Annotated in this window: 21 protein-coding genes; 12 read left to right on the top strand and 9 right to left on the bottom strand. The window is 58.3% G+C overall.

Annotation, left to right across the window (positions count from 1 at the left end; translation table 11 throughout):
• The first annotated feature begins 251 nt into the window (after positions 1–251).
• Positions 252–632, top strand: coding sequence for a hypothetical protein (locus ACRRSD_RS19590; protein ID WP_435034806.1), 381 nt, complete (start codon positions 252–254; stop codon positions 630–632).
• 203 nt (positions 633–835) lie between these two features.
• A complete protein-coding gene (locus ACRRSD_RS19585; RefSeq protein WP_435034804.1) occupies positions 836–1,201 on the top strand; it encodes a hypothetical protein in 366 nt (121 codons plus the stop codon).
• A 3-nt stretch (positions 1,202–1,204) separates the two neighbouring features.
• Here the strand turns inward: ACRRSD_RS19585 and ACRRSD_RS19580 are convergent, their stop codons facing one another.
• The 4 genes from ACRRSD_RS19580 to ACRRSD_RS19565 form a co-directional block, all read right to left on the bottom strand.
• Complete coding sequence (locus ACRRSD_RS19580) at positions 1,205–1,951, bottom strand: FadR/GntR family transcriptional regulator (RefSeq protein WP_176472316.1); 747 nt, start codon at positions 1,949–1,951, stop codon at positions 1,205–1,207.
• Positions 1,952–2,144: 193 nt separating this feature from the next.
• Positions 2,145–3,872 carry an ABC transporter ATP-binding protein/permease gene (locus ACRRSD_RS19575; RefSeq protein ID WP_435034802.1) on the bottom strand — a complete coding sequence of 576 codons (1,728 nt, stop codon included), beginning with the start codon at positions 3,870–3,872 and terminating at the stop codon, positions 2,145–2,147.
• A gap of 96 nt (positions 3,873–3,968) precedes the next feature.
• Positions 3,969–4,529: a response regulator transcription factor gene (locus tag ACRRSD_RS19570; RefSeq protein WP_003221630.1), complete on the bottom strand. Its 561-nt coding sequence runs from the start codon at positions 4,527–4,529 to the stop codon at positions 3,969–3,971.
• Positions 4,522–5,784 (bottom strand): ATP-binding protein, encoded by a 1,263-nt coding sequence (locus tag ACRRSD_RS19565; protein ID WP_038357512.1) that lies wholly within the window; start codon positions 5,782–5,784, stop codon positions 4,522–4,524. The genes ACRRSD_RS19570 and ACRRSD_RS19565 overlap by 8 nt, the downstream gene beginning before the upstream one ends.
• Positions 5,785–6,095: 311 nt before the next feature.
• Here ACRRSD_RS19565 and ACRRSD_RS19560 point away from each other — a divergent pair, with 311 nt between their 5' ends.
• A complete protein-coding gene (locus ACRRSD_RS19560; RefSeq protein ID WP_016984326.1) occupies positions 6,096–6,812 on the top strand; it encodes an SIMPL domain-containing protein in 717 nt (238 codons plus the stop codon).
• Between the two features lie 169 nt (positions 6,813–6,981).
• On the opposite strand, the gene ACRRSD_RS19555 is transcribed toward ACRRSD_RS19560, so the two are convergent.
• The gene (locus tag ACRRSD_RS19555; protein WP_435034800.1) at positions 6,982–7,347 is read right to left on the bottom strand and encodes a DUF6124 family protein; all 366 of its coding nucleotides are present in this window, start codon (positions 7,345–7,347) and stop codon (positions 6,982–6,984) included.
• Between the two features lie 1,400 nt (positions 7,348–8,747).
• On the opposite strand from ACRRSD_RS19555, the gene ACRRSD_RS19550 reads away from it, so the two are divergent.
• The 9 genes from ACRRSD_RS19550 to ACRRSD_RS19510 all read left to right on the top strand — a co-directional run bounded on the left by ACRRSD_RS19550 (position 8,748) and on the right by ACRRSD_RS19510 (position 21,386).
• Positions 8,748–10,349, top strand: a complete 1,602-nt coding sequence (locus ACRRSD_RS19550; protein WP_435034798.1) for an ABC transporter substrate-binding protein — start codon at positions 8,748–8,750, stop codon at positions 10,347–10,349.
• A 260-nt stretch (positions 10,350–10,609) separates the two neighbouring features.
• Positions 10,610–12,235 carry an ABC transporter substrate-binding protein gene (locus ACRRSD_RS19545; RefSeq protein WP_435034796.1) on the top strand — a complete coding sequence of 542 codons (1,626 nt, stop codon included), beginning with the start codon at positions 10,610–10,612 and terminating at the stop codon, positions 12,233–12,235.
• A gap of 300 nt (positions 12,236–12,535) precedes the next feature.
• Positions 12,536–14,134 carry an ABC transporter substrate-binding protein gene (locus ACRRSD_RS19540; RefSeq protein WP_435034795.1) on the top strand — a complete coding sequence of 533 codons (1,599 nt, stop codon included), beginning with the start codon at positions 12,536–12,538 and terminating at the stop codon, positions 14,132–14,134.
• Positions 14,135–14,310: 176 nt separating this feature from the next.
• Positions 14,311–15,732, top strand: coding sequence for an OprD family porin (locus ACRRSD_RS19535; RefSeq protein ID WP_435034794.1), 1,422 nt, complete (start codon positions 14,311–14,313; stop codon positions 15,730–15,732).
• A 77-nt stretch (positions 15,733–15,809) separates the two neighbouring features.
• Complete coding sequence (locus ACRRSD_RS19530; protein WP_435034792.1) at positions 15,810–17,405, top strand: ABC transporter substrate-binding protein; 1,596 nt, start codon at positions 15,810–15,812, stop codon at positions 17,403–17,405.
• Between the two features lie 73 nt (positions 17,406–17,478).
• Positions 17,479–18,489 (top strand): ABC transporter permease subunit, encoded by a 1,011-nt coding sequence (locus ACRRSD_RS19525; RefSeq protein WP_007917620.1) that lies wholly within the window; start codon positions 17,479–17,481, stop codon positions 18,487–18,489.
• Positions 18,490–18,500: 11 nt separating this feature from the next.
• Entirely contained in the window at positions 18,501–19,427 is a 927-nt protein-coding gene (locus tag ACRRSD_RS19520; protein ID WP_122606107.1) for an ABC transporter permease subunit, read from the top strand.
• 10 nt (positions 19,428–19,437) lie between these two features.
• Complete coding sequence (locus ACRRSD_RS19515; protein WP_095125386.1) at positions 19,438–20,406, top strand: ABC transporter ATP-binding protein; 969 nt, start codon at positions 19,438–19,440, stop codon at positions 20,404–20,406.
• Positions 20,406–21,386, top strand: a complete 981-nt coding sequence (locus ACRRSD_RS19510) for a peptide ABC transporter ATP-binding protein (RefSeq protein ID WP_007917625.1) — start codon at positions 20,406–20,408, stop codon at positions 21,384–21,386. Before ACRRSD_RS19515 ends, ACRRSD_RS19510 begins: the two co-directional genes overlap by 1 nt.
• Positions 21,387–21,599: 213 nt before the next feature.
• Here the strand turns inward: ACRRSD_RS19510 and ACRRSD_RS19505 are convergent, their stop codons facing one another.
• The 4 genes from ACRRSD_RS19505 to ACRRSD_RS19490 all read right to left on the bottom strand — a co-directional run bounded on the left by ACRRSD_RS19505 (position 21,600) and on the right by ACRRSD_RS19490 (position 26,401).
• The gene (locus ACRRSD_RS19505; protein ID WP_435034790.1) at positions 21,600–21,863 is read right to left on the bottom strand and encodes a hypothetical protein; all 264 of its coding nucleotides are present in this window, start codon (positions 21,861–21,863) and stop codon (positions 21,600–21,602) included.
• A gap of 156 nt (positions 21,864–22,019) precedes the next feature.
• Positions 22,020–23,213, bottom strand: a complete 1,194-nt coding sequence (locus ACRRSD_RS19500) for an MFS transporter (RefSeq protein ID WP_435034789.1) — start codon at positions 23,211–23,213, stop codon at positions 22,020–22,022.
• A 173-nt stretch (positions 23,214–23,386) separates the two neighbouring features.
• Positions 23,387–24,508: a protein adenylyltransferase Fic gene (gene fic / locus ACRRSD_RS19495; RefSeq protein WP_122606111.1), complete on the bottom strand. Its 1,122-nt coding sequence runs from the start codon at positions 24,506–24,508 to the stop codon at positions 23,387–23,389.
• A gap of 309 nt (positions 24,509–24,817) precedes the next feature.
• On the bottom strand, positions 24,818–26,401 hold the full coding sequence (locus ACRRSD_RS19490; RefSeq protein WP_095049730.1) for a peptide chain release factor 3: 1,584 nt from the start codon (positions 26,399–26,401) through the stop codon (positions 24,818–24,820).
• Positions 26,402–26,583 lie beyond the last annotated feature (182 nt).

The raw sequence follows: 26,583 nt of genomic DNA, 5'->3' as shown, positions 1-26,583 counted from the left end.
AGCCTTCGCTGAAGTTGTAGGTCATCGTACAACTTAAATAATAACCGTCAACAGCATTTCATCGTTGCGGGTGGTTTTTTGTCGGACAAAAATGTTCAGGGCGTTGCCGAACTTGTCGCAAAGCCACGGGCTTGAAGGGTTATAGCGCGGAAATGTCTGGTCAAGATTCGTTTACTGAGCGCTGGAGAAACGCCGGGTAAGGTGTGACGACTGCCACGAAGGATCGTGGCGGACCTTCGAAGGAAACCGAAATGTTTTTGAATTATGCTGCACCGACCCTCGCGCAAATCGCCTCTTCTGCCTCTGACACCCTCACCCTGCAGCTATCCGCGCTACCCGATGTATTGATCGTACAGGTCCCGGATTCGAGTGATTTTCCGGCGAACTGGAGTGTTTATCCGATTCTCGGTGATGACCCGGAAGAGCCGGAATGGGCAGGCGAAGAAGTGGACACGGGCACCTGGGACGATGCCGAGGACGAGATGGAAAAACTGACGGGGATCGAGTTGCAGTTGCCTAAAGAGGTGCTGCGTCCGTACCTGAACAGAGAGATTGAACTGCGCTACAAGTTTTGTGATGAGTCGAGTATGGAGCCGTTTTCGGAGGTGTTGAGGTTGCGGATTGAGGCTTGATCCTGAATTTTCGCTTGACCGATTCACGGCTCTGGCGCGTGCGCTTCGCATGATAACCGTTCGTCGGGACTGGTATTTCTTACAGGTGCGTACGAATGGGTATTCCTGAGCTAATCCTGTCAGGAGATTCAAACCGACTCCGATCGTAGTGTGCCATCACTACACGATTGCAAAGGTTTATTGGTTAAAAAGGAATTTCGATCATGAATATTCAAGTAAAAGCACTCGCTGCCCCCTCCTCCGCGAAGCCATCGTGCACAACGGAAAGCTCATACTTTTCGTGCACAACCTGGTCGATCCTGCCCACGGCGAAGTCCAGTCATACCCAAATGTTAGCAAGGGAGACAAGATCACATTCAAGGGTCAGTACTTCCACAGGGAATGAATACAGCCGGGAACTTGCCGTAGGGTCACCCGCCGATGCTCCATTTGTATTCGAGATCCCGAAAAAGATATTTGCAGAAAAGCTCGTACCAGGTGCCACCGCTAAATTGAGTTATAGCGTGCAGACCTCGTCAGGTAATACGGCTCAGTCTGCAGAGCTGCTGGTTTACCTCGAACTCCAATAAGTACTAACCCTGCGCCTGTGCCTCTTCATGGGCCTGGCGCAGTCTTTCACGGCTGTTGGTCAAATGCAGACGCATCGCCGCACGCGCTGCATCGGAATCCTGACGCGCAATCGCGTCGTAGATCTCTTCGTGCTCACGGCTCAGGCGGCTCATGTAGTGCTGCTGATCATCATGGGCCAGGCGCGCCGAATTCAGCCGCGTACGCGGAATGATGCTGGTGCCAAGGTGGGTCATGATGTCGGTGAAGTAGCGGTTGCCGGTGGACAGGGCGATTTCCAGGTGGAAAGCAAAGTCCGACGCAACAGCATCACTGGCGTGGGCAGCGCTTTCGTTGAGCGCATCAAGGGCGGCGCGCATGGTCGCCAGCTGCTCGGCGCTGCGACGTTGCGCGGCAAGGCCGGCAGACTCGACTTCGAGGCTGATGCGCAATTCGAGAATCGCCAACACGTCACGCAGGGTGACGACGGTGGCCGGGTCGATACGGAAACCACTCGGGCTCGGCGTGTCGAGCACAAAGGTACCGATGCCGTGGCGGGTTTCCACCTGGCCGGCAGCCTGCAAACGGGAAATCGCCTCACGCACCACGGTGCGGCTGACGCCATGGGCTTCCATGATCGCCGACTCGGTAGGCAATTTGTCACCGCGCTTGAGCAGACCATCGCGGATCTGCTCGCTCAGCACCGTCACCAATTCCTGGGCCAGGCTACGGCGCTTGCGCGGGAGACGCGGGGTGTCGATCAGGTTTTCCATGGTGTGCATCTTGTCTCGAAAATTCGGCTTGGAGGCATGATAGCTCAAGCGGGTTGTACGATCACTGTTTGGCAGGCGACCGGGTTGATGTGGGAGCGAGCCTGCTCGCGAAAGCGTACCTTCAGTCGACACCTACTTCGACCGGAACATTGCCTTCGCGAGCAGGCTCGCTCCCACAGGGGATGTGCGCTGATCAGGCAGTCACGGTCTGTTCAACCAAATGGCCGCTGTCAATCCGTACATGCCGTGGATGGAAGCGTTTCAAGCTGCTGCGATGGCCGACGCTGACAATGCTCAACCCCGGTATCTGATCAATCAACGCCTGATACAGCGTCGCTTCGTCTTCCTCATCCATCGCCGAAGTGGCTTCGTCCATGTACAGCCACTGCGGTGCGTACAGCAACGCGCGAGCGAAGGCCAAGCGTTGCTGTTCACCCGGCGAGAGCATGCGCTGCCAGTGATTGGCCTCGTCCAGCCGCGCGACCAGATGCGGCAAGCGGCAGGTTTCCAGCACTTGTGCATAACGTTCCGGCGCGTAGGTGTCGCCCGGTTGTGGATAACTCAACGCCTCGCGCAGGGTGCCGATCGGCAGATACGGTTTCTGCGGCAGGAACAGATAGCGCGCCGCCGGCAAACGGATATTGCCGTGCCCCGCCGGCCACAAATGCCCCATCGCTCGCAACAGCGTCGACTTGCCGCTGCCAGACCGACCGCTGAGCATCACTCGCTCCCCCGGTTCGACCGTCATGTCGGCATTGGTCAGCAGATGACGACCATCGGCCAGATCCAGGCCAAGGTTGTGCACCTGCAATTCGCTGCCCTGGTTCTGTACATCAATGGCCGGGCTGCGCTCTTCGTTGTCGGTCATGGCCTGGCGGAAACTCAGCAGACGATCAGTAGTGGCCTTCCAGTTCGCCAACGACGCATAGGCGTCGATGAACCAGCTGAAGTTCTCCTGTACGTTGCCGAATGCCGAGTTGATTTGCATCAGCTCGCCCAGCTCGATCTTGCCCGAGAGGTAACGCGGGGCGGCGACGATAAACGGGAAAATGATCGCGATCTGGCCGTAACCCGAGGTGAAGAATGTCAGGCGCTTGGACACGCGCATGATGTCCCAGAAGTTGTGCCAGACCAGACCGAACCGGCTGCTCAAACGACGATTTTCGTTGGGTTCACCGTTGTACAACGCAATGCTTTCCGCGTTCTCGCGCACGCGCACCATGGAAAAGCGCAGATCAGCTTCAAAGCGTTGTTGTTGGTTGTTCAAGCCGATCAAGCGTCGACCGATCAGGTGCGTCAACCAACTGCCGACAGCGGCATAAATCAGCGCACACCAGAACATGTAGCCGGGAATTTCGATGCCGAAGACTTCGATGCTGCCGGAAACGCCCCACAAAATGATCGAGAACGACACCAGACTGACCACCGTGCGAATCAACCCCAAAGCCAGGCTCAGGGTGTTGCTGGTGAACGTGTTGAGATCCTCGGAAATCCGTTGGTCAGGGTTATCGGTGTAGCCGCCCTGTTCCAACTGGTAGTAATTCTTGTGCCCGAGCCAGCGCTTGAAATGGTTTTCGGTGAGCCACGCCCGCCAGCGGATCGTCAGCATCTGCGTCAGGTACTGGCGATAGACCGCCCCGAGAATCGCCACGGCGGCAATGCCGCAGAAGTACAGGATCAACTGCCAGAACGCCGCTTCATCCTTCTTTTGCAGGGCGTTGTAGAAATCCTTGTACCAACTGTTGAGCCACACCGAGATACCGACGCTGAACAACGACAGCGCGATCACGGCAATCAGCAATGTCCAGGCTTTGCCCTTCTCTTCGCTGCGCCAGTACGGCGTGATCATCGCCCACGCCTTGCGAAAAAACTGCCCGCGCACAGCATCGTTGACCGCGGAATATTCAGCGTTCTGATTCATGGATAAGGCTCGATATAGAAAAGAACAGACACGCACCGATCATAGATGATCGGTGCGTTTTATCGCGAGGGCTGACGATAGTCGTTCAGCGCAGGTTCAGCGACGAACCGGGCGCTTCTGCAGTTTGCGCTGCAGGGTGCGGCGGTGCATGCCCAGGGCACGGGCCGTGGCGGAGATGTTGCCTTCGTGCTCGGTGAGTACGCGCTGGATGTGCTCCCATTGCAGGCGGTCAACCGACATCGGGTTTTCCGGCACCAGACTGTCGAGGTCGGCGTGTTCGGAGAGCAGCGCGGCCAGCACGTCGTCGGCATCGGCCGGTTTGCACAGGTAGTTGCAGGCGCCGCGCTTGATCGCCTCGACGGCGGTGGCAATGCTCGAATAACCGGTGAGGATCACCACGCGCATTTCCGGGTCCAGCTCCAACAGTTTGGGCAGCAGCACCAGACCGGAGTCGCCGTCCATTTTCAGGTCGAGCGCAGCGTAGTCAGGCAGATCGGCCTGGGCGATGGTCAGGCCTTCTTCGGCGGAACCGGCGGTGCTGACGCGAAAGCCACGGCGAGCCATGGCGCGGGCCATCACTCGGGTAAACGTTGCGTCGTCGTCGACCAGCAGCAAATGCGGCAGTTCTTCGCCTTCGACTTGGATTTCGTCACTCATGTTGGTCTCCTCGGGCGCCGTGGGGTAGGCGCAGCTCGGTGAGCGTGCCGCCTTCCTCATGACTATAGAGTTTCACTGAGCCGCCGGCGCGTGTCACGCTGGCCTTGCTCAAAAACAGGCCCAGGCCGAAACCTTTGCCCTTGGTGGTAAAAAACGGTTTGCCGATCTGTTCGGCGATGGCCAGCGGCACACCGGCGCCGTGGTCACGAATGCTGATGGTCACGGTTTCCGCGTCCCAGTCCAGGGTCACCTTGAGGTTTTCCGGGCAGGCATCGGCGGCGTTGTTGAGCAGATTCAACAGCGCCTGAGTCAGATCCGGCGGCGGCGCCATGCGCGGCACCGTGCCTTGGCCGAGGCGATGGAAGCGGTAACTGGCCTCCGGGCGCATCAAGTGCCAGCGGTTCAGCGCCTCGTCGAGCCAGTCGGTGACGTCCTGCATCTCGACGGCCAGACGCCGGTTGGCCTCGGCGGCGCGTACCAGTTGCTGCAAGGTTTCTTTGCACAACTTGACCTGATCCTGCAGCACTTTCAGATCGTCCTGCAGCATCGGGTCGGGATGATCCTGCTGCATTTCCTTGAGCAACACGCTCATGGTCGCCAGCGGTGTGCCCAGTTCATGGGCGGCGCCAGCGGCCTGAGTGGCCACGGCGAGCAACTGCTGATCGCGCAGACCCTCTTCACGACGGATCGCGCGTAATTCTTCCTGACGGCGCAACTCTTCAGCCATGCGTGCGGCGAAAAACGTGATCACCGCCGCCGCAAGCGCGAAGCTCAACCACATGCCGTAGATCTGCAGGTTCTCACGGGCGACCGGCAAGGTTTCCAGCGGATAGAAGCGCGTCAGCATCACCGTGTACAGCGCCAGCGCGATGCCGGAGAGAATTACCGAATAGCGCCACGGCAGCGTCACCGCGGCGATGGTCAGCGGCACCAGATAATAGGAAACAAACGGGTTGGTCGAGCCGCCGGAGAAATACAGCAGCGCACTGTGGATCACCAGATCACAGGCCAGTTGCAGCGCGTATTCGAGTTCGGTCACCGGCCACGAAGTACGCAGGCGCACCGCGGTGAACACGCAGAGCAGCGTCGAGCAGCCGAGGGTCATCGCCAGTTGCACCCACGGCAACGGCAACAATTGCAGCCAGTAGGCCAAGCCAACGGAGCCGGCCTGCGCGGCGAGCACCAGCGTGCGGATGAAAGTCAGTCGCCAGAGGTTCTGGCGAGTGGCGGAAGTCAGTTGTACGGGGGCGAGCATGAGCTCTCCTGATGAGCGCTCCAGGCGGATCGCACGGAGTATAACCAAGCCGCGGCCTTGAGAGGCGAAAGTGCGGCAAACGACCACATGGCGGAAACATCTTCGGCGGCTATAAGGGACTCTTCGCGAGCAGGCTCGCTCCCACCTTTGAAGGCATTCCCCTCTGGGAGCGAGCCTGCTCGCGAATGGCTGCGCAGCAGCCCGGCCATCTGTATAGAAGTTGTAACTGGGCGAACCGGACCGTAGAGGCTAGAGTCTGATGGTTTCACGCAGGCCCGAACCAACACCTGCGCATTATTCAAGGAGCCTTCATGCACACATTTCGCCGCAGCGCCGCCCTTCTCGCCCTGACCGTCGGCAGCATCGCCAGCCTTCCGGCCCTGGCCGCCGATGAGCTGCACTACAACCAGATTTCCCTGCGCGCCGAAGTCAGCACGGAAGTCGCCCGCGACCTGATGATCGTCACCCTCTACACCGAAGAACAAAACACCGACCCGGCCAAACTCGCCGCCGACGTCAGCACCACCATGAACAAAGCCCTGGCCCAGGCCAAGCAAGTCAAAGACATCACCCTGCGCCAGGGCAGCCGCAACAGCTACCCGATCTACGACACCAAGGGCCAGAAGATCACCGGCTGGCGTGAACGCGCCGAACTGCGTCTGGAAAGCGCCGACTTCGCCGCCCTGTCCAAACTCACCGGCGAACTGCTCGGTGACCTGAAAATGGGCGGCATGGACTTCGCCATCGCCGACCCGACCCGCAAATCCAGTGAAGACCAGTTGCTCAAAGAAGCCGTGACCGCCTTCAAGGCCCGCGCCCAACTGGCCACCGATGCACTGGGAGGCAAGGGTTACAAAATCGTCAACCTGAACCTCAACAGCAACGGTTATCCACAGCCGTACCTGCGCGCACCGATGATGATGAAAGCGGCGGCAATGGATTCCGCGCCGGTGACACCGGAAGTTGAAGCGGGCACCAGCCAGGTCAGCATGACCGCTGATGGTTCGATTGAAGTGTTGATGCAGTGATTTGATCTAGGCTGAATAAAAAACCGCCGATCGGTGAATGATCGGCGGTTTTTTTGTGCCTGGGATTTATAGCGAACAATCCGCCGCCTTCGCGAGCAGGCTCGCTCCCACAGGTTGAACGCATTCCAATGTGGGAGCGAGCCTGCTCGCGAAGAACGATAACGCGGTCTCAGGTCTGCGGATCAACCCGATCCAGCGCCCGATTCACCGCCAACTCGGCCAGCATAATGATCTGCTGAATCGCCAACGCCGTATTACGCTCGGGCCGGCCCAACTGATCGGCAAAGTTACCCGTCAGCGTGTTCGCCGATGCCAGTGACTCACAGGCATGCGCCAGCAGGCTCTCGGTTTCGATGTTTGGCTGGATCAGGAACATCGTGCTGGGTTGCCGGGGTTTGACCGGGTCGGGACTGAGATAGAAATCCAGGGCGCGTTTGATGGCTTCGCGGGTTTTGATCTGATCGTCGGCGCGGATGGCTTCTTCGAGTGGGGATGTGGGATCGATAGGTGGATCGGGGACAATTTTATCTTTCATGAGAATCTGCTCGTCATTCGAGCCGCCCTTGGCCATTTCTCACGTGGCAAAGGGTGGCAGCTATGTGCGGAGTGAGAAACCGGTGAGCAGAAAACCGGCCAGACCGAAGTCTGCCCGCACACAGCCGCCATAAGGCATTGCGACAGCTTATAAGCCGGCCGCAATTATGGTCTTACTGGTGCTAGTTTCAAGCTCGGCGGGTTCTCACACCCGATCACTGAACATTCAGCGACAAACAGAGCCTAGAGAGCCCACGTCCGACGGACAACCTGAAAACCTTGTGGGAAGGTTCTGGTTATCTGACACAGATTTAAACAGCCAAAAGCAAACCCTCACCCTAGCCCTCTCCCAGAGGGAGAGGGGACTGACCGTGGTGTTTGGGAGAGTTACGCCGACGTGAATTACCGAGTCGAATTCAGATTCTGCAAACAGATCAAAAGCCCCTCACCCTAGCCCTCTCCCGGAGGGAGAGGGAACTGACCGACGTGTTTGGGCGAGCTACGCCGACGTGAATTACCGAGTCGAACTCAGATTCTGAAGCAGATCAAAAGCCCCTCACCCTAGCCCTCTCCCGGAGGGAGAGGGAACTGACCGACGTGTTTGGGCGAGCTACGCCGACGTGAATTACCGAGTCGAACTCAGATTCTGAAGCAGATCAAAAGCCCCTCACCCTAGCCCTCTCCCGGAGGGAGAGGGAACTGACCGACGTGTTTGGGCGAGCTACGCCGACGTGAATTACCGAGTCGAACTCAGATTCTGAAGCAGATCAAAAGCCCCTCACCCTAGCCCTCTCCCCGAGGGAGAGGGAACTGATCGAGGTGTTTGGGAGAGCTACGCCGGCGTGCGATACCGCGTCGAACTGAGGCTTTGAAAAACACACAAATCGGCGCCCTCTCCCTCCGGGAGAGGGCTGGGGTGAGGGGCGAATCCACCACAAAACCAAAGCCGAACACGCCCTGCTCTTCACCACTCAATAGGCCGAGTGTCAGCTCGCCTGCTCTTGATCTTGATCCACGGGCGACGTCGGAAGGCTGAGTGGAGGGATTGATCCGGGCGTGGGAGCGCAGCGACCGTTTGGCGCAGCCAAACGCAGCGGGAGTAGGTGCAGCGAAGCAAACCGGAGACGCTGCGCCCGGATCGATCCCGGAGCGAAGGAACCCCGAGCCCCAGCGAGCGGGCCGCACGCAGGAGCAAGCCTTTTTGGTTACTTTTTCGGCGTTTGGAAAAAGTGACCCGCCGTAAGGGCGGAACCCTAAGCAGCCATCACCGCAGCAACGGATATGCCCACAACCGCTGGATATACCGAGATAGACGCTTCAACAGGAAAAACGATATTTCCGCCAACACCCCCGCCCCAGCTACTCTTCCACGATTACCACCGCCGATTCCCCGGGGCCCCCATGCCAAGATCCACCCTAAAACCGCTGTTAATCTCCCTCGCACTAACAGCCATAGCCCCAATCGCCAACGCCACCACAACACTCGTTTATTGCTCCGAAGCCAGCCCGGCAGGCTTCGACCCCAGCCAATACACCAGCGGCACCGACTTCGACGCCTCTGCCGAAACCGTCTTCAACCGCCTCACCCAATTCCAGCGCGGCGGCACCGACATCGAACCCGGCCTGGCAACAAAATGGGACATATCCAACGATGGCCTGCAATACACCTTCCACCTGCGCCAAAACGTAAAATTCCACACCACCGACTACTTCAAACCCACCCGCGACTTCAATGCCGACGACATCCTCTTCACCTTCCAGCGCCTGCTCGACCCGGAAAACCCCTTCCGCAAGGCCTACCCCGCCGAGTCCCCGTACTTCACCGACATGGGCCTGAACACCACAATCAAATCGGTAGAAAAACTCGACGAGCAAACCGTGCGCTTCAACCTCAACAACGTCGACGCCGCCTTCGTGCAAAACCTCGCCATGAGCTTCGCCTCGGTGCAATCGGCCGAATACGCCGCCCAACTGTTGAAGGAAGGCAAAGCCGCCGACCTCAACCAGAAACCCATCGGCACTGGTCCATTCGTGTTCAAGCGCTATCAGAAGGACTCGCAAATCCGCTACGCCGCCAACCAGGCCTACTGGAAACCCGAAGACGTCAAAATCGATAACCTGATTTTTTCGATCACCCCGGACGCTGCCGTACGCCTGCAAAAACTCAAGGCCGGCGAATGCCAGGTCAGCGGCTACCCACGCCCGGCCGACATCGAAGTGATGGAAAAAGACCCGAACCTGCGCGTGCTCAAGCAGGCCGGTTTCAACCTCGGTTTCCTCGCCTACAACACCACCCACGCGCCTCTCGACCAGCTCAAAGTGCGCCAAGCGCTGGACATGGCCATCGACAAACCGGCGATCATCAAAGCCGTCTACCAAAGCGCCGGTCAGTTGGCACAAAACGCCTTGCCGCCGGCGCAATGGTCGTATGACCCGAACATCAAGGACGCTCCCTTCGACCCGGCAAAAGCAAAGGTGCTACTGAAAGAAGCAGGGGTTGCGCCGGGTACAACCATCAACCTTTGGGCGATGACAGTGCAACGCGCTTCGAACCCGAATGCGCGAATGTCGGCGCAGATGATCCAGCAGGATTGGGAGAAAATCGGCATCAAGGCCAACATCGTCAGCTATGAGTGGGGCGAGTACATCAAACGCGCGAAAAATGGCGAGCACGACGCCATGATCTATGGTTGGACAGGTGACAACGGTGACCCGGACAACTGGCTTGGCGTGCTCTACAGCTGCGCGGCGGTAAAAGGCAGCAACTACGCCAAATGGTGCGATCCGGCCTACGACAAACTGGTGCAACAGGCCAAGTTATCCACGGATAAAGAACAACGGGTAAAACTGTATCAACAGGCGCAACTGATCCTTAAACAGCAAGTGCCGATCACACCGATTGCCCACTCCACGGTGTTCCAGCCGCTGCGCAAGGAAGTCACCGACTTCCGGATCAGCCCGTTCGGTCTAACCCCCTTCTATGGCGTGGGTATAAATAAGTAACACCAAGCCCCAAGGCGGCGCGCAGAAGGTGACCAGCGCACCGTTTTGGGGCTCCATTTGCACCGTAAAAACCACTCGCAAACGGTCAAATGCGTCAGAAGTTATACAGATGCGACATTAAGGTACGTTCGTGCCACGCTTTGAGGCCGGCAGTCACTCTGGATCTTGCAATGGGTATGGCCCCTGCATAAGTATCCGCAGGCACGACTCACGAGGTCGTACCTCACTACTAAAAAATGACAACAAATCATGAGGCCAACATGCTTAAACACGCGGTCATTCCGTTTTTAGTCGGCGCAGGCTTGTTAGCCTCCGCACCTTTCGCATCCGCTGCGACTAACCTGGTGTTCTGCTCCGAAGGCAGCCCGGCCGGTTTCGACCCAGGCCAGTACACCACCGGAACCGACTTCGACGCCTCAGCCGAAACCATGTTCAACCGCCTGACCCAGTTCGAGCGCGGCGGCACCGCCGTGATTCCTGGTCTGGCGACCAAGTGGGACATTTCCGATGATGGCCTGACTTACACCTTCCACCTGCGTGAAGGCGTCAAGTTCCACACCACCCCGTATTTCAAGCCGACTCGTGAATTCAACGCCGACGACGTGCTGTTCACCTTCAATCGCATGATTAACAAGGATGACCCGTTCCGTAAGGCGTACCCGACCGAATTCCCGTACTTCACCGACATGGGGATGGACACCAACATCACCAAGATCGATAAAGTCGACGACCACACTGTCAAGTTCACGTTGAAAGAAGTGGATGCCGCGTTCATCCAGAACATGGCCATGAGCTTCGCGTCGGTACAGTCCGCCGAGTACGCAGCGCAGCTGCTGAAAGAAGGCAAGGCTGCCGACATCAACCAGAAGCCGATCGGCACCGGCCCGTTCGTATTCAAGAGCTATCAGAAAGATTCCAACATCCGTTACACCGGCAACAAAGACTACTGGAAGCCTGATGACGTGAAGATCGACAACCTGATCTTCGCCATCACCACCGACCCGTCGGTACGTATTCAGAAGCTGAAAAAGAACGAGTGCCAGGTCACCCTGTTCCCGCGTCCAGCCGACCTGAAAGCGCTGAAAGAAGACAAATCCCTGAAGATGCCTGACCAGGCCGGTTTCAACCTGGGCTACATCGCCTACAACGTTATGGACAAGGTCAAGGGCAGCAACGAGGCGAACCCGCTGGCTGACCTGCGTGTACGTCAGGCGCTGGACATGGCAGTGAACAAGCCACAGATCATCGACTCGGTTTACCAGGGCGCAGGCCAACTGGCGGTCAACGCCATGCCGCCGACCCAATGGTCTTACGACACCACCATCAAAGACGCCAAGTACGATCCTGAGAAAGCCAAACAGCTGCTCAAGGAAGCCGGCGTCAAGGAAGGTACCGAAATCGTGCTGTGGGCGATGCCGGTGCAGCGTCCGTACAACCCGAACGCCAAACTGATGGCTGAAATGCTCCAGTCCGACTGGGCCAAGATCGGCTTGAAAGTGAAGATCACCAGCTACGAGTGGGGCGAGTACATCAAGCGCTCCAAAGGTGGCGAGAACCAAGCCATGATCATTGGCTGGAGTGGTGACAATGGTGATCCGGACAACTGGCTGAACGTGCTGTTCGGTTGCGACTCGCTCAGCGGCAACAACTTCTCCAAGTGGTGCGACAAGAAGTTCGATGGCCTCGTCAAAGAAGCCAAGCGCACGACCGATCAGGGCAAGCGCACCGAACTGTACAAACAGGCGCAACACGTCCTCAAAGATGCAGTCCCTATGACACCTATCGCTCACTCGACGGTGTACCAACCCATGCGCGCCAACGTGCAGGACTTCAAGATCAGCCCATTTGGCTTGAACTCCTTCTACGGCGTCAGCGTCAGCAAATAAGGCACTGCAGCGGCGACGTTTTTAACGTCGCCGTTGTTTTACCTGCCGGGAAGCCAGGAAATTGCCTACAGCCAATTCCACTGCGGATTACCGCGGCGGTATAGGACGCGTTGCCTTTTCCTACGAGCTTTAAGGCATTTACGTATTTACTGCCAGGACCGCGGCCCCTACCGTCGGGTACTGACCAGTTTCTGCGTGGGCCACCGGTTTGCCGTACTGAATGGATTGAGTTCGATGTGGCCAGAATGTCTCCGAATGAGATGACGGCGCATTGAGCAACACTAAAAAAGAGGGAGCGTCATGCGCCACACCTTGGTTTTTTCCGCATTGCTCGGCGCCGGTCTGTTGGCCGCGTCGTCGGTCAGTTTCGCCGCCAGCAAAAGTCTGGTGTTCTGCTCCGAAGGCAGCCCGGCGGGTTTTGATACCGCGCAATACACGACGGCCACCGACAATGACGCGGCCGAACCGCTGTACAACCGTCTGGTCGAGTTCGAAAAGGGTGCGACCAACGTCGTTCCGGGTCTGGCAACTACGTGGGATATTTCCGAGGATGGTCTCAAGTACACCTTTCACCTGCGTGAAGGTGTGAAGTTTCATACAACGCCGTACTTCAAGCCGAGCCGTGACATGAACGCCGACGACGTGCTGTTCACGTTCAATCGCATGCTGGATGCCCAGCAACCTTTCCGTAAGGCTTATCCCACCGAGTTTCCGTATTTCAACGGGATGAGCCTGAACAAGAACATCGCCAAGGTCGAAAAGACCGGGCCGCTGACCGTGGAATTCACGCTCAACAGCGTCGATGCCGCGTTCATTCAGAACATCGCCATGAGCTTCGCCGCCATCCTGTCCGCCGAATACGCCGACAAACTGCTGGCCGAAGGCAAGCCAAGCGATATCAACCAGAAACCGATCGGTACCGGGCCGTTCGTGTTCAAGAGTTATCAGAAAGACTCGAACATCCGTTACACCGGTAATAAACATTACTGGGACCCGAGCCGGGTCAAACTCGACAATCTGATCTTCGCGATCAACACCGACGCTTCGGTGCGCGTGCAGAAGCTCAAGGCCGGCGAATGCCAGATCACCCTGCACCCGCGCCCTGCCGATGTTGAAGCGCTGAAGGCCGACCCGAAACTGCAACTGATCTCCAAGCCGGGTTTCAACCTCGGCTACATCGCCTATAACGTGCGCCACAAGCCCTTCGACCAGCTCGAAGTGCGTCAGGCGCTGGACATGGCGGTGAATAAACAAGGGATTCTCAACGCTGTTTATCAAGGCGCCGGCCAACTGGCCGTCAACGGCATGCCACCGACCCAGTGGTCCTACGACGACAGCATCAAAGACGCCGCCTACAACCCGGAAAAAGCCAAAGAGCTGCTCAAGGCTGCCGGCGTCAAAGAAGGCACCGAGATTACCCTGTGGGCGATGCCGGTGCAGCGCCCGTACAACCCGAACGCCAAACTGATGGCCGAAATGCTCCAGGCGGACTGGGCCAAAATCGGTCTGAAAGTGAAGATCGTCAGCTACGAATGGGGCGAGTACATCAAGCGCACCAAGAATGGCGAGCACGACATCAGCCTGATCGGCTGGACTGGTGACAACGGGGATCCCGACAACTGGCTCGGCACGCTCTACAGCTGCGACGCCATTGGCGGCAACAACTACTCCATGTGGTGCGATCCGGCTTACGACAAGCTGATCAAGGAGGCCAAGGTCGTCACCGACCGCGACCAGCGCACCGTGCTCTATAAACAGGCCCAGCAATTGCTTAAACAGCAAGTGCCGATCACGCCTGTCGCCCACTCGACGGTCAACCAACCGTTAAGCGCCAGGATCGAGGGCTTCAAAGTCAGCCCGTTCGGTCGCAACGTGTTCTCGGGTGTCGGTATCGATTAAACCAACCGTTTTAGCCGCAACGCTGGGGGGCACTGTCTAGCCCCTCACGCAAGCGCTTTGCCGAAATTCGCCAATCCGGCCTTTGGCAAACGTTTGCGATGTGTGAATGAGTTCTAAACCAATAACCGGCATACCAAAAAAAGCCGGCATAAAAAGAAAGTAAAGGAGCTTCACCCATGAAACTGAGCAGCACCGCGATACTGGCCCTGGCCATCAGCAGCATCACCGCCACGGCGTACGCAGAACCTGCAAGTCAGGAGTTCGTCCCTACCACGTTGGCCGGCAGTAGCGCCCAAAGCGAGGCCAAAGGCTTTATCGATGGACAAAGCCTGGGCGGCACAACCCGTAACTGGTACGCCAATGAACTGCGTCGTCGTGACGACAGTTTCAGTTACGTGAAAAACAGCGACAAAGACACCTCGCCAGTGGTGAGAACAAAAACCCCGCGTCGTATCAACTGGGTTCAGGGCACCATCGTCAACTACACCTCGGGCTTCACCCAAGGCACTGTTGGCGTGAGCACCGAAGTTGCCGCTTATAACGCCATCGTCCTCGACCGTGACCGCAAGGATATCGCCGGCGGCTCCAACCGTACGCTGGCGCACTCCGATGGCGACGCTGTCGACCAGTGGAGCAAACTGGGCCTGGCCAACGTCAAGCTACGCGTCTCCAACACCACATTGACCGCCGGTCGCCAGAACTTCAGCACGCCGATCGTTGACGTCATCGGCAACCGTCCGCTGCCTTCGAGCTTTGAGGGTATTACCCTGCACAGCGAAGAGTTCAATAACCTGTCGTTCGACCTCGGTGGCTTCGACCGTGTTTCGCCGCGTACCGAGCAGAGCCTGTCGAAATTCCGCACCGAGTACTCGGCCACTGGCGTTGAGACCGACAAGGTCTACATCGCCGGCGTCAACTACCAGCCGTTCAAGAGTCTGAAAACCAGCCTGTACGGTTCTAACGTCGAAGACTTCTGGAACCAGTACTACTTCGGCGCCACCCACGAACTGGGTGACAGCCAGGTGCTGAGCCTGACCACCGGTCTGAACTACTACAAGACCGTCGACGAAGGCAAAAAGCTGATGGGCGAGATCGACAACGATACCTACTCGCTGTCGCTGGGTCTGGCTCACCAGGCTCACAGCCTGACCTTCTCGTACCAGGAAGTGAATGGCGACACCTACTTCGACTACCTGCACGAAACCAACGGCATCTACCTGGCCAACTCCCTGCTGTCGGACTTCAACGGCCCGAACGAGAAGTCCTTCCAGATCGCCTACGGCATCAACATGGCCGAATACGGCGTACCAGGTCTGAAGTTCAACATCTATCAGGCTCGCGGCTGGGGCATCGACGGTACTCACTACCGCGGCACCGCTTACACCATTCCAGATGACAAGCGCGGCGATCTGAGCCTGATGGACGGCGAATCCCACTACGAATACGGCATCGGTGCTTCCTACGCCGTGCAGAGCGGTCCGCTCAAGGCCACCGCGATTCGCGCGACGTACACCACGCACCGCGCCAGCGAGCATCAGGCTGACGGCAACATCAACGAGTTCCGTCTCGTGACCACGATTCCATTCAACATCCTGTAAAAACGCCAGCCGACGGCTGACTCATGATGAGTCGGCCGTTCGGCTTTTTGTCTTCAACCGATTGCAGAGGGTTATCGATGAAAATGCTTCCCCTACGTGCGGCCATTGCTGCCGCCTTGCTGAGTGCCGCTCTCGGCGTCTCGGCCAAACCCTTGGTGGTCTGCACCGAAGCCAGCCCGGAAGGCTTCGATATGGTCCAGTACACAACTGCAGTCACGGCGGACGCTGTGGCCGAAACCATCTTCAACCGCCTGGCCGATTTCAAGCCCGGCACCACTGAAGTGATCCCGGCACTTGCCGAGTCCTGGGACATCAGCGAAGACGGCCTGACCTACACGTTCCACCTGCGCAAAGGCGTCAAGTTTCACACCACCGAATATTTCAAGCCGACCCGCGACATGAACGCCGACGACGTGGTCTGGAGCTTCCAGCGTCAGCTGGACCCGAATCACCCGTGGCACAAACTGTCGAGCGTGGGCTTCCCGTACTTTGAAAGCATGGGCTTCAAAGAACTGCTGAAGAATGTCGAGAAAGTCGACGACAACACGGTCAAGTTCACCCTGACCCGCCGCGAAGCGCCGTTCCTGGCCGACATCGCGATGGCGTTCTCCTCGATCTACCCGGCCGAATACGCCGACCAGTTGCTCAAGGCCAACAAGACCGGCGACCTCAACAACAAGCCGATCGGCACCGGCCCGTTCATCTTCCAGCGCTACGCCAAGGATGCTCAGGTGCGCTTCAAGGCCAACCCGGAGTATTTCCGTGGCAAGCCGCCAGCCGATGCGTTGATCCTGGCCATCGCCACCGACAACAACGTACGCCTGCAAAAGCTCAAGGCCAACGAGTGCCAGATCGCCCTGTATCCAAAACCGGACGATATCCCGAGCATCAAGAAAGACAGCAACCTGAAAGTCGACGAGCTGGACGCGATGACCGTCTCGTACATCGCCATGAACACCCAGCACAAATACATGAGCGATGTGCGTGTACGTAAGGCCATCGACATCGCTTTCGACAAGGAAGCCTACGTCAACGCCTTGTTTGGCAAGGGCAATGCCTCGGTCGCGGTCAACCCGTACCCGCCAACCTTGCTGGGCTACAACCACGACCTGAAGAACCCGCCACGTGACCTCGACAAGGCCCGCGCCCTGCTCAAGGAAGCCGGGGTTCCGGAAGGCACCGTGTTTACCCTGTTTACCCGCAACGGCGGCGGCCCGACCAACCCGAACCCAATGCTTGGCGCACAAATGATGCAGGCTGACCTGGCGAAAGTCGGGATCAAGATCGACATCCGCGTGATGGAATGGGGCGAAATGCTTAAACGCGCCAAGGCCGGCGAACACGATATGGTCTCGGCCGGATGGGCGGGTGACAACGGCGACCCGGATAACTTCCTGACGCCTATGCTCAGTTGCGAAGCTGCCAAGAACGGCGAAAACTACGCGCGCTGGTGCAACGAGAAATTCCAGGCACTGCTCGACGAAGCACGGGCTAAAGTAGATCCGGCCGAACGCGCGAAACTCTACGAACAGGCTCAGGTCCTGTTTAATCAGGATCAACCGTGGATCAGCATGGCCCACACGCGGATGTTTACTGCAATGCGCAACAACGTAGAGGGCTATCACATCAGCCCTCTCACCACTAATAACTTCGCCACCACCCAGGTGAAGTAGATAAGAAACTCCCGGTGTTCCTGAACCCAGGGACACCGGGCACGCCTAACCGGCTGATGAGGTACCACACAAGATGTTTAGTTTTATTGCCCGCCGACTGGGGTTGTTGATCCCCACGTTTTTCGGCATCACCTTGCTGACTTTCGCGTTGATTCGCATGATTCCGGGCGACCCCGTGGAAGTGATGATGGGCGAACGTCGGGTCGACCCCGAAATGCACGCTCAGGCAATGGAACGCCTAGGTCTGAACAAGCCACTGTATGCCCAGTATCTGGACTACATCGGCAAACTGGCTCAAGGCGATCTCGGCGAATCCCTGCGTACGCGTGAGAGCGTATGGACCGAGTTCACCTCCCTCTTCCCGGCGACCCTGGAACTGTCCATGGCCGCCCTGCTGTTCGCCGGCATTCTGGGCCTTTTGGCCGGGGTGATCGCGGCACTCAAGCGAGGATCATTGTTCGACCACGGGGTGATGGGCATCTCCCTCGCGGGTTATTCGATGCCAATCTTCTGGTGGGGCCTGATCCTGATCATGTTCTTCTCCGTGAGCCTGGGCTGGACCCCGGTTTCCGGGCGGATCGACCTGCTTTATGACATCGAGCCACGCACCGGTTTCATGCTGATCGACACGCTGCTGGCCGATGACGTCGGTGCGTTCTTCGACGCGCTGCATCACTTGATCCTGCCGGCCATCGTGCTCGGCACTATTCCGCTGGCAGTGATCGCGCGGATGACCCGTTCGTCGATGCTCGAAGTGCTGCGCGAAGACTACATCCGCACCGCCAAGGCCAAAGGCCTGTCGCCGTCGCGCGTGGTGTTCGTCCACGGTCTGCGTAACGCGCTGATTCCGGTACTCACCGTGGTCGGTCTGCAAGTCGGCACCCTGCTGGCGGGTGCGGTCCTGACCGAAACCATCTTCTCCTGGCCCGGCATCGGTAAATGGCTGATCGAAGCCATCGGCGCCCGGGACTATCCGGTTGTGCAAAACGGCATCCTGTTAATCGCCTGCCTGGTGATTCTGGTCAACTTCGTAGTGGACATCCTCTACGGCTTTGCCAACCCACGCATCCGTCATCAGCGCTGAGGTCAATAACCATGAGCACTCCAACATCCTCAGTAGCCACCGCCGCCGCCAACGCGGATCAAAGTCTGCTGTATCCCTCTCCGTACAAAGAATTCTGGCAAGCCTTCTCGAAGAACAAGGGCGCGGTTGCCGGCCTGCTGTTCATGCTGCTGATCATCTTCTGCGCGATCTTCGCGCCGTGGGTGGCGCCGCATAACCCGAGCGAGCAATACCGTGACTTCCTGCTGACGCCGCCGGCCTGGCTGGAAGGCGGGCAGATGCAATTCCTGCTCGGCACCGATGAATTGGGTCGTGACTTGCTGTCGCGTCTGATCCAGGGTTCGCGCCTGTCGCTGCTGATCGGTTTGTCGTCGGTGGTGATGTCGCTGATTCCGGGGATCCTTCTCGGTCTGTTCGCCGGTTTCTTCCCGAAGATGATCGGCCCGACCATCATGCGTCTGATGGACATCATGCTGGCCCTGCCGTCGCTGCTGCTGGCGGTGGCGATCGTCGCCATCCTCGGCCCTGGCCTGATCAACACCGTGATCGCCATTGCTGTGGTCTCGCTGCCGTCCTACGTGCGTCTGACCCGTGCTGCCGTGATGGGTGAACTGAACCGCGACTACGTGACTGCCGCGCGCCTGGCCGGTGCCGGTCTGCCGCGTCTGATGTTCATCACCGTGCTGCCGAACTGCATGGCGCCGCTGATCGTTCAGGCAACTCTGAGCTTCTCTTCGGCGATTCTCGATGCCGCTGCGTTGGGCTTCCTCGGCCTTGGCGTTCAACCGCCAACCCCTGAGTGGGGCACCATGCTGGCCTCGGCCCGCGACTACATCGAACGCGCCTGGTGGGTGGTGAGCCTGCCTGGTTTGACCATTTTGCTCAGCGTGCTGGCAATCAACTTGATGGGCGACGGTCTGCGCGATGCGCTGGACCCGAAACTCAAGAACGCCGCCTGAGGAGATTCCCATGTCACTGCTAGAAATCAAGAATCTCAACGTTCGCTTCGGCGACAAGACCGCGACCCCGGTGGTCGACGGCCTCGACCTGAAAGTCGACAAAGGCGAAGTATTGGCCATCGTTGGCGAGTCGGGTTCGGGCAAATCCGTGACCATGATGGCGCTGATGGGCCTGATCGAGCATCCCGGCATCGTCACCGCCGACTCGCTCAGCTTTGACGGCAAAGACATGCTCAAGCTGAGCAACCGTCAGCGTCGGCAGATCGTCGGCAAAGACCTGTCGATGGTCTTTCAGGACCCGATGACCGCGCTGAACCCGAGCTACACCGTCGGTTTCCAGATCGAAGAAGTGCTGCGCCTGCACCTGAAAATGTCCGGCAAGCAAGCGCGCAAACGTGCGATCGAGCTGCTGGAAAAAGTTGAAATCCCCGGCGCCGCCAGCCGTATGGACGCCTACCCGCATCAACTATCCGGCGGTATGAGCCAGCGTGTTGCAATCGCCATGGCAATTGCCGGCGAGCCGAAACTGCTGATCGCCGACGAACCGACCACGGCACTCGACGTAACCATTCAGGCACAGATCATGGATCTGCTGCTGGCGTTGCAGAAAGAGCAGAACATGGGCCTGGTGCTGATCACTCACGACCTCGCGGTTGTGGCTGAAACCGCCCAGCGCGTCTGCGTGATGTACGCAGGTCAAGCCGTTGAAGTCGGTCAGGTGCCGCAACTGTTCGACATCCCGGCGCACCCCTACAGCGAAGCCCTGCTCAAGGCAATTCCCGAGCACAGCCTCGGCGCCTCACGCCTGTCGACCCTGCCGGGCATCGTCCCGGGCCGCTACGACCGTCCGCAGGGTTGCCTGCTGTCACCGCGCTGCCCGTACGTGCAGGACAGCTGCCGCGCGCAGCGTCCAGGTCTTGATCCGAAAAGCCACAGCCTCGCCCGCTGCTTCTTCCCGCTGAACCAGGAGGTGGCGTAATGGCCGTCGTACTTACCGCCCGCGACCTGACCCGTCACTACGAAGTTTCCCGTGGCCTGTTCAAGGGCCACGCGACCGTACGCGCACTGAACGGCGTGTCGTTCGAACTGGAAGCCGGCAAGACCCTCGCTGTTGTAGGCGAATCGGGCTGCGGCAAATCCACCCTCGCCCGCGCTTTGACGCTGATCGAAGATCCGTCGTCCGGATCCTTGAAAATCGCCGGCCAGGAAGTCGCCGGCGCCGACAAGGCCCAGCGCAAGCAACTGCGCAAAGACGTGCAGATGGTCTTCCAAAGCCCGTACGCGTCGTTGAACCCACGGCAGAAAGTCGGTGACCAGCTCGGCGAACCGCTGCTGATCAACACCAACCTGAGCGCTGCCGAACGTCGCGAGAAAGTTCAGGCGATGATGAAGCAGGTCGGCTTGCGCCCTGAGCATTATCAGCGCTATCCGCACATGTTCTCCGGCGGTCAGCGCCAGCGTATCGCCCTGGCCCGCGCCATGATGCTGCAACCGAAAGTGCTGGTGGCGGATGAGCCGACTTCGGCATTGGACGTGTCGATTCAGGCGCAGGTACTCAACCTGTTCATGGATCTGCAGCAGGAGTTCAACACCGCGTACGTGTTCATCTCGCACAACCTCGCGGTGGTGCAACACGTAGCCGATGACGTGATGGTGATGTACCTCGGTCGCCCGGTAGAACTGGGGCCGAAGAACGACATCTACGAGCGTCCGTTGCACCCGTACACCCAGGCGCTGCTGTCGGCGACCCCGACCATTCACCCGGACCCGAACAAGCCAAAAATCAAAATCGTCGGCGAACTGCCCAACCCGCTGAACCCGCCACCGGGCTGTGCTTTCCACAAGCGCTGCCCGTATGCGACCGAGCGTTGCAGCACGGAAGAGCCGGCATTGCGCCAGCTCGACAGCCGGCAGGTGGCTTGCCACTACGCCGAGCAGTTCCTCGACGGCGCGGCGTAAGCAAATCTGGAGAGCGATACAAAACACTGTGGGAGCGAGCTTGCTCGCGAAGGTGTTGGATCATTCAACATAGATGTCGCCTGATACATCGCTTTCGCGAGCAAGCTCGCTCCCACAGGGATCGCATTTCAAAGAAAGTGACGTGTTGAGCAAACCCCTTCCATCTCGATTGCGCATCAGTCGAGGCAGAAGGGGTTTTCTTTTGCCTGCGATTTACGTCTGGCTATCGCCTTCGTCATCCGGATCATCAGAGTCCGGTTCATCGGTGGTCGAGTCGTCGTCATCGGCGCTGCCACCCTGCCCCTGACCGCCTGGCTCCGACTCGGACTTGGCGAGCATCAAGCCGCTATGCCCGACCTGTCCGTTGAACGCCTGGGAATCGTGATCCTCGCACTCGGCCCAGGCCGTCGCAGTGCCGAGGGACAGCATGACCATCACTTTCAACAGCAATAAAACCCGTAGCAACCTGCTTTTCATAGCCGACTCCATCCATTTTCAGGTGAGACATTCGTGCCTGACTGGCGCTGTGTGAAATCTAGTTCCGATCCATCGGGTTCACCAGATAGGACGCCAACGGGCAGGCAGAAATGCCCTTCGCACACAGACGGGTTTCGAATAATGTCTATCGCCGGATCAGCTAAGCGGGCGGGTGGCTTGCCACGTTAAGGGAATCGACATCAGCACCAACAGCGTGCTGGCCAGCCAGACACTGTGCCCACCGAAATGGCCGTACAACTGACCGCTTAGCACCGGCGACAATAATGCGCTGGCACTCCAGCTCATAAAGAAAAGACCGAAGTACTGACCGCTTTTGCCACTCTGCGCAAACTGCATCGCCAGCACATTCAGCGGCGGCATGAACAACGCCTCGCCCAAGGTCCAGATCAGCGTCGACAGACAGACGAACGCCAGCCCGGAACCGAACGGCAACATGCCCAGCCCGCACGCCAGCAGCAAACTCCCCGCGAGCATCTGCCGACGCGTGCCCCAACGCTCGCCCCAGTGCGACAGCGGAATCTGCAGGGCGATCACCAGCAACGCATTGAGCCCGAACTGCCAGCCGATCGCCCCGGTGCTCAACTGATAGTAATCACGAAGATAGTTGCCCAGCGTGCTGTAGACCGTGTCGAACGCGATGCCAAGCACGGCGGTCGCCGCCAGCAACCAGAGGAATGGTTTGTCGAGATACGGCACACCCGATCCACCGGCAGCAGTCGTGGAGGACTCATCAATGATCAACACCGGCCGCTGCCACGTGGTGCGGACAAACCACAGCAGCGCCAGCAGCGTCATCGCCGCACTGCCAAAAAATACCCAGCGAAAATCCGTCTGCGCCAACACCCCACCCGCCACACCCGCGGCGGCCATGCCGAGGTTACGCGCCACCCGGCTCAAGGCCTGCGCGCGCGAGCGTTGAGCGACTTCGCAATATTCCATGATCAGTCGTTGATGCAAGGTGCGGATGGCCCCATCGATCGTCCCGCTAAGCAACAACAATGCAGCGAGCAACGGCACTTGTGTGACCAGCCCCAGCAGGATCAACACCCACACCGAAACAAAGAACAACGCCGCCGTCAGCCGCGCCGTGCGCACATGATCACTGAGCCAGCCACCGAGCATCGAACCGACCAGCAAACCCGCACCGTACGCCGACAGCAACCAGCCAACCGTCTCGATCGCCAGCCCCAGCTCCTGACGCAGGTACAACGCCATGAACAGCTTGACCATGCTGCTCAGGCGATTGATGAACAACAGCGCTGCGAGCACCCAGGCCATCACGCCGAAATAACCGTCCAGTCGTAGCAAGTGAGTCAGGCGACTCGTCATTCCGTTGACCTCTCAAAAGCGACTTGCGTGGAGCTGGAACACTAACGGGGAGCACGCGTGTTGTCGCGCTGAAGAACATCGAGATCGCAAAAAAGGAATCGCCCTACGGACTCACCCAGCGGTGCTGTAATTTGGTCTTTTGCTTACTTATCATGCGCGCCTCAAAAACAGGATCAGACGTACGGTTTGAAGTCGTTGCTGTCGCGAATCAACAGTTGCATCAGTTTGGGGTGGATAAAGAGTTTTTCCTTGCCGACCTGTATTTCTTTAAGTACGCCGATGACGACTAGCTCTTTGAGGTAGCGGGAGGCTGCCTGACGCTGGGCAACCTGTTTGTCGACGACGTTGCTGATGCGACAATAGGGTTGCTCGAAAATGACGTCCACCAGCTCGCGGGAATAGGTTTTCGGCAACTGCTCGCGAACAAACTGAGTGGTGTGCTCGGACAGGCTGCGGATGGCGGCGATTTTTGCGCTGGTCCAGCGGGCGGTTTCTTCTACAGCGCTGAGCATATACAGCAGCCAAGGTTCCCAAGCTTGCTCGCGAGTGACATCGAGCAGCAGGCGGTAGTAATCGGCGCGATGGGCGATGATGTACCGGCTGAGGTAAAGAATCGGCAGATTCAGCAGCCCTTCTTGAATCAGGTATAGGGTATTGAGCACTCGCCCGGTACGGCCATTGCCGTCGGTAAACGGGTGAATGGCCTCAAACTGGTAATGACCAACGGCCATGCGAACCAGTGGATCCAGGTCCGTCTCGTTGTGCAGGAAGCGCTCCCAGTTAGCGAGCAGATCACGCAAGTGATCCTCGCCTTCGGGAGGGGTGTAGATGATCTCGCCAGTGCGGTCGTTGGCCAACTGGATACCGGGCACTCGGCGTATATCCATATCCACACCTTTGAGAGTGCGACAAATCTCGACTGCCGTACCAGTGGAAAGTGGCCGTTCGGCCAAAGACTGGTAGCCATGATGGAGGGCCTTGCGATAGCGCAGAGCTTCTTTAGTAGCGGGATCAGCGTGGTTTTCGCCATCCTGGGCGTGCTGAAAGAGCAAGTCCGTCGTGGTGACGATGCTTTCGATCTCCGAGCTGTCCTTCGCTTCCAGTAATGGGATGGTGTTGATCAAAACCGTTTGGTTCGGAATCAGCTCGGCTGCCTGTTTCAACTCGGCAAGCGCTGTGCGGGCCTCGATACAGCGCTTGAGCACTGCGCGAGTCTCCAGCTCCGCTCTGGGCGGCAAGGTCGGAAGCTGGTTATAGGGCTTGTCGGCCTGCCAAGGGAAAGGGTATGCGGTCATGGATGAGGGCCTGATCCTTTGGATCCATCTAAAGCAAGGGCACTCGATAAGGGCCCTTTTCGTGGCGTCAGTGTAAACACGTGCACCATACGTGTCGCCGCTTTTCAATTTTTACGACACGTTTTGATCTTATGTCGCTGGCGGCGACACGTGCATATCTCGTGTCTTTGAAATGGATTTTGAGCGACGTGTAGCTAACGACTCAGAGAACATTAAATAGAGGCCCAAGCAGCCAAAACCAAAACCAGCAGGCCAAAAAAAGCCCCCAAGGCATACACCTCAGGGGCTTCGGACAAACCAACTAAAAGCTTAGTGATGCTCACGCGTCGCGCGGAATTTCACATCCGGCCAACGCTCTTCCATCAACGCCAGATTAACCCGCGTCGGCGCAAGATAGGTCAGGTGACCACCGCCATCGACCGCCAGGTTCTCCACAGCCTTGTTGGAAAACTCCTCAAGCTTCTTCTTGTCGCTGCACTCAATCCAGCGCGCGGAGTACACAGTAATCGGCTCATACGAGCACTCAACCTTGTATTCCTCCTTCAAACGGCTGGCGACCACATCGAACTGCAGCACACCCACGGCGCCGAGAATGATGTCGTTGCTGCGCTCGGGGAAGAACACCTGCGTCGCGCCCTCTTCGGCCAACTGCTGCAGACCCTGACGCAGTTGCTTGGACTTCAGCGGATCACGCAGACGCACACGACGGAACAGCTCAGGCGCAAAGTGCGGGATACCGGTAAAGCCCAGTGTTTCACCTTCACTGAAGGTGTCACCAATCTGGATGGTGCCGTGGTTGTGCAAACCAATGATGTCGCCGGCAAAGGCTTCTTCAAGCTGCTCACGCTCGGAGGAGAAGAACGTCAGGGCATCGCCGATACGCACATCCTTACCGGTGCGCACGTGGCGCATCTTCATACCTTTCTCGTACTTGCCGGAGCAAATGCGCATGAAAGCGATGCGGTCGCGGTGCTTCGGGTCCATGTTCGCCTGGATCTTGAAGATGAAGCCCGAGAACTTCTCTTCGACCGGCTCAACGGTGCGCTCGTTGGCCACACGGGCCAGCGGACGTGGCGCCCAATCAACGACGGCGTCCAATACGTGGTCAACACCGAAGTTGCCCAATGCGGTACCGAAAAACACCGGAGTCAGCTGACCGTCGAGGAATTCCTGCTGGTTGAATTCGTGGCAGGCGCCCTGCACCAGTTCGAGCTGCTCGATGAAGCGGTCGTACTCGTCGCCCAGATGCGCGCGGGCTTCGTCGGAGTCGAGCTTCTCGATGATCTTGGTTTCGGTGCGTTCGTGACCGTGACCGGCGGTGTAGACAATGATGTAGTCGTCGGCCAGGTGATACACGCCCTTGAAGTCGCGGTAGCAACCGATCGGCCAGGTGATCGGCGCGGCCTTGATCTTCAGCACGGCTTCGATCTCGTCGAGCAGTTCGATCGGGTCGCGGATGTCACGGTCGAGTTTGTTGATGAAGCTGACGATCGGCGTGTCACGCAGACGGCAGACGTCCATCAGGGCAATGGTCCGTGGCTCTACACCTTTACCGCCGTCGAGGACCATCAATGCCGAGTCCACCGCAGTCAGGGTGCGGTAGGTATCTTCGGAGAAGTCTTCGTGGCCCGGGGTGTCGAGCAGGTTGATCATGTGTTCGCGATACGGGAACTGCATGACCGACGTGGTAATGGAAATACCCCGTTGCTTCTCCATCTCCATCCAGTCGGATGTCGCATGGCGATCGGATTTACGGGATTTCACCGTACCGGCCACCGCAATCGCCTTGCCCATCAACAGGAGCTTTTCGGTGATCGTGGTTTTACCGGCATCGGGGTGGGAAATAATAGCGAAAGTGCGGCGTTTCGCGACTTCGGCGGCCTGGTTGGTCATGGGAAATCGCCTGGCGGTGATTCAAAAAAGGGCCGCGATTATAGCCCAACTCGATGCAATAACCGAACCGTTGAGCACATTAAGGGTGGCCAAATGCTGCCGCAGATGGGAACCTTTTAAAGCACGGAGACGTCCATCCCCTGTTACGAATTTTCGTCAGGGGCTGAAAAATCAGCAAGTTA

The sequence above is a fragment of the Pseudomonas neuropathica genome, from assembly GCF_051174785.1.
Taxonomy (GTDB): domain Bacteria; phylum Pseudomonadota; class Gammaproteobacteria; order Pseudomonadales; family Pseudomonadaceae; genus Aquipseudomonas; species Aquipseudomonas neuropathica_A.
Note: the sequence above shows the minus strand (reverse complement) of the source record. Positions and strands in the feature narration are given on the sequence as shown.

Coding starts and splice junctions, on each gene's coding strand:
- ACRRSD_RS19590 (WP_435034806.1), top strand. CDS start 252: ATGTTTTTGAATTATGCTGCACCGACCCTCGCGCAAATCGCCTCTTCT.
- ACRRSD_RS19585 (WP_435034804.1), top strand. CDS start 836: ATGAATATTCAAGTAAAAGCACTCGCTGCCCCCTCCTCCGCGAAGCCA.
- ACRRSD_RS19580 (WP_176472316.1), bottom strand. CDS start 1,951: ATGGAAAACCTGATCGACACCCCGCGTCTCCCGCGCAAGCGCCGTAGC.
- ACRRSD_RS19575 (WP_435034802.1), bottom strand. CDS start 3,872: ATGAATCAGAACGCTGAATATTCCGCGGTCAACGATGCTGTGCGCGGG.
- ACRRSD_RS19570 (WP_003221630.1), bottom strand. CDS start 4,529: ATGAGTGACGAAATCCAAGTCGAAGGCGAAGAACTGCCGCATTTGCTG.
- ACRRSD_RS19565 (WP_038357512.1), bottom strand. CDS start 5,784: ATGCTCGCCCCCGTACAACTGACTTCCGCCACTCGCCAGAACCTCTGG.
- ACRRSD_RS19560 (WP_016984326.1), top strand. CDS start 6,096: ATGCACACATTTCGCCGCAGCGCCGCCCTTCTCGCCCTGACCGTCGGC.
- ACRRSD_RS19555 (WP_435034800.1), bottom strand. CDS start 7,347: ATGAAAGATAAAATTGTCCCCGATCCACCTATCGATCCCACATCCCCA.
- ACRRSD_RS19550 (WP_435034798.1), top strand. CDS start 8,748: ATGCCAAGATCCACCCTAAAACCGCTGTTAATCTCCCTCGCACTAACA.
- ACRRSD_RS19545 (WP_435034796.1), top strand. CDS start 10,610: ATGCTTAAACACGCGGTCATTCCGTTTTTAGTCGGCGCAGGCTTGTTA.
- ACRRSD_RS19540 (WP_435034795.1), top strand. CDS start 12,536: ATGCGCCACACCTTGGTTTTTTCCGCATTGCTCGGCGCCGGTCTGTTG.
- ACRRSD_RS19535 (WP_435034794.1), top strand. CDS start 14,311: ATGAAACTGAGCAGCACCGCGATACTGGCCCTGGCCATCAGCAGCATC.
- ACRRSD_RS19530 (WP_435034792.1), top strand. CDS start 15,810: ATGAAAATGCTTCCCCTACGTGCGGCCATTGCTGCCGCCTTGCTGAGT.
- ACRRSD_RS19525 (WP_007917620.1), top strand. CDS start 17,479: ATGTTTAGTTTTATTGCCCGCCGACTGGGGTTGTTGATCCCCACGTTT.
- ACRRSD_RS19520 (WP_122606107.1), top strand. CDS start 18,501: ATGAGCACTCCAACATCCTCAGTAGCCACCGCCGCCGCCAACGCGGAT.
- ACRRSD_RS19515 (WP_095125386.1), top strand. CDS start 19,438: ATGTCACTGCTAGAAATCAAGAATCTCAACGTTCGCTTCGGCGACAAG.
- ACRRSD_RS19510 (WP_007917625.1), top strand. CDS start 20,406: ATGGCCGTCGTACTTACCGCCCGCGACCTGACCCGTCACTACGAAGTT.
- ACRRSD_RS19505 (WP_435034790.1), bottom strand. CDS start 21,863: ATGAAAAGCAGGTTGCTACGGGTTTTATTGCTGTTGAAAGTGATGGTC.
- ACRRSD_RS19500 (WP_435034789.1), bottom strand. CDS start 23,213: ATGACGAGTCGCCTGACTCACTTGCTACGACTGGACGGTTATTTCGGC.
- fic (WP_122606111.1), bottom strand. CDS start 24,508: ATGACCGCATACCCTTTCCCTTGGCAGGCCGACAAGCCCTATAACCAG.
- ACRRSD_RS19490 (WP_095049730.1), bottom strand. CDS start 26,401: ATGACCAACCAGGCCGCCGAAGTCGCGAAACGCCGCACTTTCGCTATT.